The following is a 12,470-nucleotide window of genomic DNA, read 5'->3' as shown; positions in this document are numbered from 1 at the left end:
CCCCCTAGCCGAACGACAGGTGCGGGCTGTGCCACCGGGTGACATCGAACCTGTCGGCCTCGCCATAGATCGACCGATCGTAGGATTGGTGAAGAAGGTTCGACCGTAGCCGCCACCGACGTGTCGGCCAATGTAGCCTCCGGACCAGTCCCACACCGCCGGTGGCAGTTTCACTCCTGGCCCAAGGTCTGCCGCTTCGGTTGCACCGCTCGCGACGAGCGCAATTGTTGTGGCGCCCAAACAAGAACTTCTAGATCTCATCCAACGCCTCCCTGCATTTCCTCGGTCCACAACCGAGCGCCAAGTCATTGCCAGAGCAAACCGCAGGAACGGACCAGACGCGAACAGCGACGCGCGCCGTGTCCGTCCCGAAGACCATCGCACTGCGATTGGTGGATGCTGTGAACAGAGCAAATCGCGTGCCGAAGTGAATTCGCAGGCTCAGCAGGCACTTTGTAGCGGCGCGTAGTGTCAGGTTTCTGGCATTGAGTCTCAATGCCGACAACCGGCGCAGCAAGTGCCCGACAAAGGCCTGCTCTCGCGCTAAATGTGCGGGGCAGCCCTTTGCGCGATATTTCAAGCATCCGGATTGGCTGCAGCAGGCGTGGTTCGCCGGAAACCACTCAGCTATCCGGAAAACGAAACCCGCCTCTCCGACATCTCGCTGTGTTGGATGGCGCATGCGGCCGAGAACTTTCCCGACGGCAAGACGCCCGACGGCTTCGGCGTCAAGGTAGACGATAGATTCCTGAAGCTGAATCCGGATCCGCTTGGTCCGTAGCACGACGAGCGCGAACCTGGTCACTTGCGGGGGCAAGTCAAGTGGACCGAAGGGTTACGTCAAGTGCAGAGCTAGGGAGTCCCTCATCCGGCAGGCTTGAGCGCTTCGCCGCGAAGCGGGGCGCGCAGCATTACTAGGAACGGGGTGCCTATAGGCCAGGACTCTGGCTTCGCGACCGCCGAACTGAAGGAGGCGCTTCTCAAAGGTTCGAGATTCGACGATAGCGCTTGTCGTGGAGATCTCGCGCCAAGTCGCAAAGGCTCGCTCGCGCGAAGCACGACGGAAGTCGGCAGTAACGGCTCCGGGATAGGGGATGTGGAAAAAGTTCGCGATCTGATCGTGAACTGATAGAAACCGTTGAGCCTGATGGGACGATTTGAAACGCTTCATGATCCGCTCGCTCTTCGGCGCTGGATCAAGACGTCGAGAACGAAGCCATTCTGGTCGACAGCACGCCAGAGCCAATGTTGTTCGCCCACGATCGAGATAACGACTTCGTCCAGATGCCATTTGTCACCGCGAGCGGGAGCGCGCTGACGTATCCGACCGGAGAACGCCTTGCCAACTTTTTGTCCCCACTGGCGCACGGTTTCATAGGTCACGCCAATGCCACGCGCCGCCAGCATTTCCTCGACCATGCGCAAGCTTGAGGGAAACCGGAAATACAACCAAACGGCATAGCTGATCACTTCCGGTGGTAAGCGATGGCGGCGATAAAGAGGGTCCCGAGTGGTCGGCATGCCCGTCGTCCACCCCCGCGGCCGCTCTAATTCGTTAAACAGTGCCGTGCTATGTGCTTGCCTTGCCGATTAAGCAGGCTTAGCCGCAATGTCTCCGCTCGCTCCGTCTTGAAATCGAGACCGTCAGGGCGCGCGGGCCGAATCTCCATTGCGGGTTCACGTGATCAACAATGGGTCTATCCTCTCCCATATTTCGCGTCTGCCGCGAGAGGGACCCGGCTGGTCGGTCAGGCAGCTTTAGCTGTGGCTGAAACGTGCGTCTGGCAGTTGGCCGGGCAAACCCTGGCGCACGCGCCGCAGCCGATGCAGGCGCCCTGATCATTCAGAACCATGATCTTCTTTTCGATCTCATCGTCCTCGTCATCGTCGAGGTCGACAAGTTCGCCTCCCTCGTTGATTCCTTTCAACGTCATGACATCTCGGCCGCACACCTTGAAACAGCGCCCACAGCCGATGCACTTCTTGGCATCGATTGAGATCAGATAGTCTGGCGTCCAGTCGCGGCCATCGCGCGTTGCAAATGACATGAGCAGGGCCTTTCTAGGTATTTTCCAGCGACTTCAAATCATGGCTCTTGCGCTCGAGCTCGGCAAAGGCATCGTGCGCCTTCTGCGCCACAGCCATGATCGAGGTCCAGTTGATGGGCAATTCTTCCGAAAGATCGTGCAGATCCATTTTGGCTTGTAGCACTTTGGCCGACAGCTTCTTCAATTCTGCCTTCAGTGTTTCACGATCGCTCATGAGTGCCCTCAGTAATTCGCCACGTCTGGAAATTTTCGGATCAGGTCGACTCCGTCCCTGACATATTTGTCACCCTCCTGCGCGAGCTTTGCGAGGTTATCGAAGCCGAAGCGATGCACATCGCGCAGTTGCTTGTTTACGGCGATCAACCGGCCTCCGATCAGCACCATGCGGCCAAAGCCTTCATGATGCATCTTCAGGATCGGCTGGATCATCACGCCGGTGACGCGTTCGATCGAGAGCGCGACCGCATTGAAGAACAGCTCCAGCCGCCACAGCGTATCGGGATCAGGATCGCCCACAATCGGCAATGCGCGGCGCTTCTCCTTGTCCAAGATATAGGGTTCGAGCAGGTGGAGATCGCTCTTGGCCTCCCAGGCGCCGTTGGTATCCTCGGCGCGACAAATCTGGACCAGCTCCCTGAGGAACGGCAAATTGACGGCGCTAGCCTGCTCTACTTCTGCGGTCATATCATCTCAGTCGTCGAACTCGAAAGTGCGCCGTTGGTCCCTCGCCATGACCTTGCGTAGCCAGGGAGGTGGCGTTCCCTTCAGGACACGCTCGAGCTCTTCGAGCAGCCCAAGGATGTCTTCTGGCTTGTTCACCTTGATAGGGTGGACCTTGTTGGCGACCACCCGCGCAGCACCGGCACCGCCGATAGCAGCGACGTAAAGGATTGCGCAATCCTTAATCGCCTCGATCTTCGGTGCCAACTTGTCGTCGTTGCCGTCCTGCTTGAGATCGCCCTCAAACTCAACCGCTTTGAGAAACACGTGCCCGCTTGGCGCGACATCGTAGATAGCGATATTCTTTGCCCAACCAAAATGGGCATCGACGCGTCTTAGGTCTTGAGTGGCGAATGCAACCTTCATGCAATTGACCTCTCGGCTGCACCGACGCTGCGGTGCCCGGATCTCAGTGGCAGTGCGGCCGCAGCCCGCCATCTGTCGGGCGTAGGCTGATGGTTCTCCTCGCGGTCCGCGATCACGAGATTGGCGATGTCGAAGATCAGATCGCGCGTACCCCGATAACCGATGGATAATTGGTGCCCTGCGCCAAGTCGATCGAACATCGGAAAACCCGCACGATGGAACGCAATTTTCAGCCGAGCCGCCGCTTGCCTGCCGTGCGAATGCGTGATCAGCAAGTCGCAATGCTTGGTTTTGGCAAGCTCTTCCAGATCCTCAAGATCGCCAATTAGCACCTGCTTGGTTTTGATCCGCTCGATCACCTCCGACTGCGTGGTCGTTACGGCCGCGCACACCTGCGCACCCATGTCGTGCAGCATACTGGAGAGGTCAAATAAGAGATCTGGCTCAGCGGCGATCGCGAGTCTGCGACCCCCGATATGGAAGTGCGCGTCCAGCATCGCATCGGTGAGCTGACCGCGCTGGCGCCGATATTTCAATGGTACGGGCCGACCACTGATCTCGCTTAGAAACGTCATGAATTCGTCGTTCGGACCGAGGCCGCACAGCCGATCGAAGAGGCGAAATGGCACGCCGCTCTTGGCCAGCATGACCTCTGCCGCGCATCGCATCTGCGCGCCGATTGCTATCGTCCACCCGGCGCGGCCCATGCTCGCAATTTCGTCGACGCCGATGCCGCCGATGGTCGTTGGCGTAAACTCATCGGGGATATGCCCATCGAGCGATCCCGCCAGATCAGGCAGGAAGGACGGCCGCAACCCAAAATCCTCTAGAATGGCACGGAGTTCGTCAAGATCACCTGGCGTGAGGTGACATCCTGGAAGAACATTCACTCGCGAGGGATCGCGAAGGCCATTGACGTTGGGCCGTTCCACCAGCAACTCCACAATGCGCGCCACAGCCTTCTCCCAGCCGTCCTGGAACGCACCCTTGAAATCGGGCGTCGAGACATTGACCAGCGCCAATTTCCTGAGTTGCGGATGCTTGTGGCGGATGAGCTTGAGGTAGGCATCCACATCGTCACCATTGGTCTCGGTGACGCCGGTCGTGCAGATTCCGATGATCTTTGGCTTGGCACGGTTGTGGATATTCAGTATCGCCTGCTCGAGATTCTCATAGCCGCCGAGCACGGTCGAGACCTCGCTCATCGCCGTGGTCTGCAGCGGTACGGCCTCCCTGAAATGGCGCACAAAGAGCGTGAGCCCAAAGGAAGTGCACCCTTGCGAGCCGTGCAGAAGCGGCATCGCCTCACGCAGCCCCATGAAGGCGAATGCGCCGCCGATCGGCTGGCTCATCTTCAGCGGGTTAACCGCGCAGGCTTTTATCGGCGCCGTGACGATGGCCATGACACCTCCCTATTCTGCGGCCTGTGGCGCGGCAGATGGCGAGGACACCAAGATCTCCTCGATACGTCTCCTGCAGCAGCCACCGACCGCATCAGTGTACTCTCTGACTGCCTCGACGCTCCTCAGACCATGCCCGTAGATCGCATCCTCGATCGTGCCGAGATCGACCGTGTTACAGAAGCAGATCTTCCTCGCGCGCCGCGCCGTTTCGGCGAGCGCCGGATCGCGGGCGATCCCGGCCACCGGCGATTGCATCTGCACCTTCGCCCTGGCCAAGGCCTCCCACGGCGCTGGTCGACGTAGCTGTTCCCACATCGGATTGGAAAGCGACTTATCGATCTCCTCCACTAGTTTGACCATGCCCACATAGCCCATGTAGGCGTGGCAACGCTCCTGGTTGATATCGAGCCAGGGCACCGCGGCTTTCAGCGCGACGAACTGCGATTTGCCGCCCGATAGCATGATGTCCGCTTTTGCGTCCTTCAACATCTTGTACATTTCCCGCGGCGTCATATCCTCGATCATGTGGGCATCTTGCCCCATAAGCTCCGTGATGCGTTGCTTGTCTTCCCTCGTTGACTTCTTCACGCTGGTTCCGACCAATTCGAGCCCGGCTTCCTGCAGTGCAGCAACGACCGACCACGACTTGACGCCGCCCGTAATCAGCAAAGCCTTCTTGCCTTTGAAGCGTGGCTGGTACGGCTCGATCGCGGCCCAGGCCCGCGCTTCCTCGCGCGCGACCACCGCTTCGGTGCGCCCGAGCAGCTCTTTCGGCGCGCCGCGTTCAACCAACAAGCGGGCAATCTGACGCAGCGAATCGCTTGAATCCTGGATGCCGTAGAACGCCCCTTCGAAGAACGGGATCCCGTAGCGTTCCTCCATCTTGCGTGCGACGTTGATCATGGCCTTTGAGCACACCAACATCGCCGCCCGCGCGCGATGGGATGACGCGACTTCGTCATATTTGCCATCGCCCGAGATGCAGGAGAGAATCCGGATTCCGAGGTCATCTAGCAATGGCTTCACTTGCCAGAGTTCTCCCGAAAGATTGTACTCTCCGATCAAGTTGATATCGTACGGCGTGGTGCAGTCCGGCTCCCGCGTTCCGATCACATGGTCGAGCAAGGCCTCGCCGGCGAGCTTGTTACCGAGGTTCTTGGAACCAACGAACCCCGGGGAGTTGATCGGGATCACCGGCTTGCCGAACCTTTTGGATGCCGCCTTACAGACGGCGTCGATGTCGTCGCCGATCATCGCCGGGATGCAGGTCTGATAGACGAAAATGGCGGGCGGGTCGCACTTGTCCACGATTTCCTTGATCGCTTTACAAAGTCGCTTCTCGCCTCCAAACACGATATCGGTTTCGTTCATGTCGGTTGTGAATGCGGTGCGCCACAGATTCGAGCCGGAAGACGCCGCGCCGCGATTGTCCCAGGAGTTGCCTTCACACGCGATCGGACCATGCACCAGGTGAGCGACGTCGGTAAAAGGCTGCAGCGCAATCTTGGCGCCGTCGAAGGCACAGCCGCCCGCAGCACTGCCCGGCTGCAGCTGCTTAGTGCAGCCCTTCTTGCGCTCAGCATCCGACTTACTGCCATTCTTGGCGCAGCCCGGCTCGTCGAAAATATTCTGGACGGTGGCCGCTAGCGAATTCATCCGTTTTCCTCTCAGCCGAAGCCAATTGCAAGGTCACCCATCGTGCGCCTGTGCCATCGTCGAGTTTTTTCGACGATGGCACGCGCACTGTTCGTCATCAACGAATGATGTCGAAACTGTAGTCAGTTTTGCCAAGAACGTTGGTCTTCTTGTCAATTTCGTCGAAGATCTTGTCGAGGATCTTCACCAGCACATTCAGGCCGCCCTGATAGCCCCATACTGGGGAGCGGTGATGGTGATGCCGATCAAAAACCGGAAAGCCGATGCGGATCAGTGGCGTTCCAGTGTCACGCTCGAGATACTTGCCATAGGTGTTGCCAATCAGAAGATCGACCGGTTCGGTGAACAAGAGCGAGCGCATGTGCCAGAGGTCCCGGCCCGGATAGGACTGGCAGGCCTGCCCGAACGGTGAGCTTGCAAACAGCGCCTGCATTTTTTCCTGCCACGCCTTATTGCCGTTGGTCGACAGCACATGTGTCGGCTCGGCGCCAAGTTCGAGCAGAAAGGCAGCTAACCCATAGCAGAGATCTGGATCGCCATAGATCGCGAACCTCTTGCCATGAATATGCGCGCTGGAGTCGGCGATGGCATCGACCAAGCGGCCACGCTCTCGCGCGAGTTGCTCCGGGATCTCCTTGCCGCTGATGCGTGATAACGCTACGAGAAAGTCATCCGTTGCAGATACGCCCACCGGGTAATTTAAAGATACGACGTCATGGCCATGCCCAGATACAAACGGCAGCGTTTTTTCCGTGCACCACTGCTGCATGGAGATTGTCGCCTTGGCGTGAATCGCGTTGGCCGCGTCTTCCAGCGTGGTACCGCCGTCATACATGCGGAACTCGCCATCTGTCGGGGTATCGAAGACTTCAGAATTATCGGCCAGTATGGTGTGTTGGATGCCCATCAATGCCAGGATGCGCTTGATCTCGCGAAGGTTGCCGACGGTGTAGCCATCGAACCCGCCAATGATGTTGATTGCCTCGTTTGGCTTGCGCTCTAGCTTTGGCGCTGTTCCGGCCTTGCCGTCCCAAAAATGCTCCAGGATGCCCTTGAGCGCGTTGTCATAGCCGGTGACGTGGCTGCCAACGAACGCTGGTGTGTGCGCGAACGGCACATCGAACTCCGCCGGAACGGAGCCTTTCTCCTTCGACGTCTTGATGAAGGCGTTGAGGTCATCGCCGATCACCTCAGCCATGCAGGTCGTGGAGACCGCGATCATCTTGGGTTTGTACATGTTGTAGCTGTTGGCGAGCCCGTCGATCATGTTGTTGAGGCCGCCAAATACAGCAGCGTCTTCCGTCATCGACGAAGAAACGCAGGAGCTCGGCTCCTTGAAATGCCGCGACAGATGGCTGCGGTAATAGGCCACGCAGCCTTGCGAGCCGTGGACGAATGGCAGCGTGCCCTCAAAGCCAACCGAGGCGAATACGGCGCCAAGCGGCTGGCAGGCCTTGGCCGGATTTACCGCCAGTGCCTCCCGCGCAAAATTCTTCTCGCGGTATTCCGCTGTTTTCGTCCATTCCTTGATACGTTCGACCTCAGCGGGATCGCGGGGATTCTCGAATTTTTTCTTGGTGGCCAGCATCTGCTGGTATTCTGGACCGCGGAACAGTTCGAGATGATCGAGCACGTGTTCTGCACTCTGCGCCATTGTTAAGATCCTTCACTATCGAATTTGGTATCGCCCCGGCTCTCCGCAGAGAGCGAGATTAGTTGCTTTATTCCGCAGCCAAGAGCCGGGCTTTCGGCGCTTCTTTCCAGGGCGCCTTCGTCTTCTTCCAGACCGGCGAGTTGACAGCCATGTCCATATCGCGCGCGAAGATCGCAAAGCCGTCATAGCCGTGATATGGGCCCGAATAGTCCCAGGAATGCATTTGCCGGAATGGCACACCCATCTTTTGGAAGACGTATTTTTCCTTGATGCCCGAGCCGACCAGGTCGGGCTGGAGCTTTTCGACGAAACGCTCGAACTCATAGCCATTGACGTCGTCGTAGATGAGCGTGCTGTCCTTTACGTAGTGCTGGGCGGTGCGCTGATAGTCATCGTTGTGGCCGAACTCGTATCCGGTGCCTACGACTTCCATCCCGAGGTCCTCGTATGCGCCAATCACGTGACGTGGACGAAGTCCGCCGACGTACAGCATCACCGTCTTGCCCTCCAGGCGAGGACGATATTTTGCGATCACGGCGTTCACCAGCGGCTGGTACTTTTCAATCACCCGTTCGGCGCCTTCCTTGATCTTATCGTCGAAATAGCCCGCAATCTTGCGCAGCGAGTCTGCGATCTTTGAAGGTCCGAAGAAGTTATACTCGCACCAGGGGATACCGAACTTCTCTTCCATGTGGCGGGAGATGTAATTCATCGAACGATAGCAATGCAGAATGTTGAGCTTTGCCTTCGGCGTTGCCTCGAGCTCGGCGAGTGAACCGTCACCGGACCACTGCGCAATCACCCGCAGTCCCATTTCCTCCAGCAGAATTCGCGATGACCAGGCGTCCCCGCCGATATTGTAGTCCCCGATGATCGCAACATCGTACGGCGTCGGCTCGAACTTTGATTTGCCCTCGGGCTCGAGCTTGTCGAAAATCCAGTCGCGCACCGCATCATTGGCAATGTGGTGGCCGAGCGACTGCGACACGCCGCGAAAGCCCTCACAGCGAACCGGCACGATGGTCTTGCCGTCATATTCCTTGGACTTCGCTCTTGACACGGCCTCGATGTCGTCCCCGATCAGTCCGATCGGACATTCCGACTGGATAGTGATGCCGTTGTTGAGAGGGAAAAGCTCCTGGATTTCGTCAATGACTTTGACCAGCTTCTTGTCGCCACCAAATACGATATCCTTTTCCTGAAAGTCGGAGGTGAATTGCAGCGTCACGAAACTATCGATGCCCGTCGTGCCGACGTAGTAATTGCGCCGCGAGCCCCACGAATATTGACCGCAGCCAACCGGGCCATGGCTGATATGGACCATGTCCTTGATCGGTCCCCAGACCACCCCCTTGGACCCTGCATAGGCGCAGCCTCTGATGGTCATCACCCCGGGTATGGATTTGATGTTGGACTTGACCCCGCAGTCGGACTTGCCGGCTTGGTGAACGTTGAGGTGCTTGGCGCGCCGTTTCGCGGTCTTTTCCGGATAGACCTTCAGCACCTCCTCAATCAGCTCTTTGTTGCGAGCCCTGATATCTGCGATGCTCTGGGTCGTGGCGAGACTCATGCTGATGTCCTTCAAGGGTTAGCTGTTGGGAGAGCGACTTCTTGACCAAGACTTTGCAACGAGCATGCCAGTGCGGCGTGAGCACAAAAAGCCGAATGATTGAAATCGATTAGCGCGTTTCGTGGTCCGGAACTGGATATTGTTGCTAACGCGACATCGCGCTTTGCCCGGAGAACCCTTCGCTTGGTCCTGTTCGAAATGGGACAAGGGCTGGCTATATGGGAAATTGCACCGCACGATTTATGGCGTGCGGCTGCCGATCGCTGTACTCCGCGATCACGCTGGCGGGAGCGCAGCCCGTGACGAGGAAAACCACCTGCAAGGCCGGTTGGCCGACTGCGGGCTTGCCAATGCCGTCTATGCTCCGAGACTTACAGAGACTTACCTCTGCGATGACGATGATGCCCCATGGGCATGACCTCATCATCATCCTGAGGTCAATACAACCTGGCCTAGCCACTTAGACGTGGCAAGCTCGTCGGCTCACGAGAACAGCTGCCGTGTCTTGATAAGCGCCCGCACGAGCGTATCAATCTCTTCACATGTGTTGTAAAGTCCGAAAGATGCGCGGCACGTCGCCAGCACGCCGAAGCGCTCGAGCAGCGGCATCGCACAATGGCTCCCCGCCCGAACCGCCACTCCGGCACGGTCGATGACGGTGGCAATATCATGCGCATGCGCGCCTTTCATATCGAAGGAGATGACCGGCCCCTTCTCGGCCGTCGTCCCGATCATGCGCACGGAGTTGATGTCCCCCAGCTTCTCCTGCGCGTAAGCGAGCAGCTCGTTCTCGTGCTTGCGAATCCGCTCCTTGCCTATTGAATTGATGTAATCCACAGCCGCACCCAAACCGATCGCCTCGACGATCGGCGGCGTACCCGCCTCGAACCGGTGCGGCGGACCACCATAGATGACGCCGGCAAGCGAGACCTGGCGAATCATCTCGCCGCCACCGTTGAAGGGCGGCATCGATGCCAGATGCTCAGACTTGCCGTAAAGCACGCCGATCCCGGTCGGACCATAGAGTTTGTGGCCTGTCATCACATAGAAATCGCAATTGATGTCGCAGACGTCGACGGTCAGATGGACACATCCTTGCGAGCCGTCGACCAGCACCGGGATACCACGAGCATGTGCGATCCTCACGACGTCTTTCACCGGCAGGACGGTACCTAGCACGTTCGACATCTGGGTGATCGCAACCATCTTGGTGCGCGGGGTCAGGAGCCCCTCAAATGCATCGAGCAGAAAGTTGCCATCATCATCCACTGGCGCCCACTTGATGACTGCGCCGAGTCGTTCCCTTAGAAAATGCCACGGCACGATATTGGAGTGGTGCTCCATAATAGACAGAACGATCTCATCACCCGGGGTGATGCGTTCACGGCCAAAGGTCTGGGCGACCAGATTGATGGCCTCCGTGGCGCTGCGGGTGAAGACGATCTCCTCGTTTAGATGTGCGTTCACAAATCGCGCCACCTTGGTACGGGCACCTTCATACGCCTCGGTCGCCGCGTTAGCGAGGTAGTGCAAGCCCCGATGTACGTTGGCATACTCACTGGAATACACCTGCATCATTCGGTCAAGCACCGCCTTCGGCTTTTGCGCGGAAGCAGCATTATCGAGGTAAACGAGCGGCTTGCCGTACACCGTCATGGCCAGTGCAGGAAAGTCCGTACGCAGACGGTTGACCTCATAACTGCCATTGCTAATCGCGGGATGCACGCTCATCGCCGCGCCCGCAGCCAGTGTTCAGCTTGAATGGTCACAAAATCGCGCAGATTCTCGGCGGCGATCTCCTCAATCGACTCGCCAAGGAACGCCTTTATCAGCACCGCCTGCGCATCCTTCTCGGACAGACCCCGAGCGCGCAGATAGAATACGAGAGCGCCATCCAGCGCACCTGATGTCGATCCGTGGCCGCAGGTCACGTCGTCAGCCAAGATTTCAAGTTCTGGCTTATTGTCCGCCTCGGCCTGGTCAGACAGAAGCAGCGCGCGCGTCGTCAGCGTGGCGTGCGTCTTCTGCGCGGCGGAACGAACGACGATTCGGCCCTGGAACACCGAGCGGCCGCAATCATCGACGACCGCGCGGAACGTCTCCCGACTGGTGCAATGTGGTGCGGCGTGGTCGACCACGATTGTTGTATCGGCGTGCTGCTTTTTCCTGAGAAGATTGACCCCGTTCGCCGAAAGCTTGGATCCCTCGCCGGCCAGCGTGACGAATCCCTGATAGCGACTGATGGAACCGCTGCAGGTCATGTTGAAGAGATTGAGCTTCGCCCTGGCGCCGACTGCGATGATCCCCGACGAGATGTTCACGGCGTCAGCGGCATCGGCGGCCACCCGGATATGCGAAAGGCTCGCCCCGTCACCAACCAGGACGATTGTCGCATCGTTGGTTTGATAGCCGCTAGCGCCTTCGGCCGAAACGAACGTTTCCACCACAGCCGCATGCGCCCCTTGATCGAGCTGCAGATGGGACCGCGTAAAATTGGACACCGACAATCCGGTTGCAACGTGAACGATCTGAATCGGACGCTTCACCGCATGGCCCTCAGCGATCGTTATCACCAGGCCATCGGTCGCCATTGCGGCATTGAGCGAGATCACCGCATCAGTCGTCGTCGACAGCACCAGACCGGCTATCGCGCTATTGGCCGGGTTCTCCAGAACCTCTCGCAACGACAGCACATCGACCCCATTCTCCAGCCTGCCGACGTCGGATAGCTCAGGCGCGAATATGCCGTCCACCAAAACGAGTTTGACCGCCTGATCGGCAGCCGCTTGTTTAGCCGACGCCTGTGCGCGCAGCAGCGCAGCTGCGTCGGGTCGCGGAGCGAGTGGCAGTACCTCGTCGATCAGGGCGCGCAGATCGGTGTATTTCCAAGCCTCCGTACGCCGATGCGGGAGGCCGGCACGCTGATAGGCCTCGAATGCCCTTGCACGGATATGGGCGACAGGGCCTGTGCCGGGCAGCCGTCCATGCGCCGCGGCGAAGACATTGCCCATTGGACGTCCGGCGCCGGCTTTGGCTAAAACCTGCTTCATCAG

The 12,470-nt window shown here is 58.6% G+C and carries 11 protein-coding genes and 1 pseudogene; 1 reads left to right on the top strand and 11 read right to left on the bottom strand.

The genetic code is table 11. The features are described from left to right. Positions 1-589: 589 nt before the first annotated feature. The gene (locus tag ACE103_RS07905; RefSeq protein WP_375778972.1) at positions 590-781 is read left to right on the top strand and encodes a hypothetical protein; all 192 of its coding nucleotides are present in this window, start codon (positions 590-592) and stop codon (positions 779-781) included. A gap of 173 nt (positions 782-954) precedes the next feature. On the opposite strand, the pseudogene ACE103_RS07900 reads toward ACE103_RS07905, so the two are convergent. The 11 genes and pseudogenes from ACE103_RS07900 to sufD all read right to left on the bottom strand — a co-directional run. Continuing rightward, a pseudogene (locus ACE103_RS07900) lies at positions 955-1,521 on the bottom strand (IS6 family transposase); the annotation flags it as partial. A gap of 227 nt (positions 1,522-1,748) precedes the next feature. After that, positions 1,749-2,048, bottom strand: coding sequence for a ferredoxin III, nif-specific (gene fdxB / locus ACE103_RS07895; RefSeq protein WP_375778971.1), 300 nt, complete (start codon positions 2,046-2,048; stop codon positions 1,749-1,751). Positions 2,049-2,061: 13 nt separating this feature from the next. Further along, positions 2,062-2,262, bottom strand: coding sequence for a CCE_0567 family metalloprotein (locus ACE103_RS07890; protein ID WP_375778970.1), 201 nt, complete (start codon positions 2,260-2,262; stop codon positions 2,062-2,064). A gap of 8 nt (positions 2,263-2,270) precedes the next feature. Next, positions 2,271-2,732, bottom strand: a complete 462-nt coding sequence (locus tag ACE103_RS07885; protein ID WP_375778969.1) for a NifX-associated nitrogen fixation protein — start codon at positions 2,730-2,732, stop codon at positions 2,271-2,273. A 6-nt stretch (positions 2,733-2,738) separates the two neighbouring features. Continuing rightward, entirely contained in the window at positions 2,739-3,134 is a 396-nt protein-coding gene (gene nifX / locus ACE103_RS07880) for a nitrogen fixation protein NifX (RefSeq protein ID WP_375778968.1), read from the bottom strand. Continuing rightward, positions 3,131-4,537 carry a nitrogenase iron-molybdenum cofactor biosynthesis protein NifN gene (gene nifN / locus ACE103_RS07875; RefSeq protein ID WP_375778967.1) on the bottom strand — a complete coding sequence of 469 codons (1,407 nt, stop codon included), beginning with the start codon at positions 4,535-4,537 and terminating at the stop codon, positions 3,131-3,133. Before nifN ends, nifX begins: the two co-directional genes overlap by 4 nt. A gap of 9 nt (positions 4,538-4,546) precedes the next feature. Next, positions 4,547-6,193 carry a nitrogenase iron-molybdenum cofactor biosynthesis protein NifE gene (gene nifE, locus ACE103_RS07870; RefSeq protein ID WP_375778966.1) on the bottom strand — a complete coding sequence of 549 codons (1,647 nt, stop codon included), beginning with the start codon at positions 6,191-6,193 and terminating at the stop codon, positions 4,547-4,549. A gap of 97 nt (positions 6,194-6,290) precedes the next feature. After that, a complete protein-coding gene (gene nifK, locus ACE103_RS07865) occupies positions 6,291-7,847 on the bottom strand; it encodes a nitrogenase molybdenum-iron protein subunit beta (RefSeq protein ID WP_375778965.1) in 1,557 nt (518 codons plus the stop codon). 67 nt (positions 7,848-7,914) lie between these two features. After that, on the bottom strand, positions 7,915-9,417 hold the full coding sequence (nifD, locus tag ACE103_RS07860) for a nitrogenase molybdenum-iron protein alpha chain (protein WP_375778964.1): 1,503 nt from the start codon (positions 9,415-9,417) through the stop codon (positions 7,915-7,917). A gap of 483 nt (positions 9,418-9,900) precedes the next feature. Further along, positions 9,901-11,148: a cysteine desulfurase gene (locus tag ACE103_RS07855; RefSeq protein WP_375778963.1), complete on the bottom strand. Its 1,248-nt coding sequence runs from the start codon at positions 11,146-11,148 to the stop codon at positions 9,901-9,903. Then, positions 11,145-12,467 carry a Fe-S cluster assembly protein SufD gene (gene sufD / locus ACE103_RS07850; protein WP_375778962.1) on the bottom strand — a complete coding sequence of 441 codons (1,323 nt, stop codon included), beginning with the start codon at positions 12,465-12,467 and terminating at the stop codon, positions 11,145-11,147. The genes ACE103_RS07855 and sufD overlap by 4 nt, the downstream gene beginning before the upstream one ends. Between the last annotated feature and the right edge of the window lie 3 nt (positions 12,468-12,470).

The sequence above is a fragment of the Bradyrhizobium sp. ma5 genome, assembly GCF_042258955.1.
In the GTDB taxonomy this organism is placed as follows: Bacteria; Pseudomonadota; Alphaproteobacteria; order Rhizobiales; family Xanthobacteraceae; genus Bradyrhizobium.
This window is presented reverse-complemented; position numbering and strand designations above follow the sequence as displayed.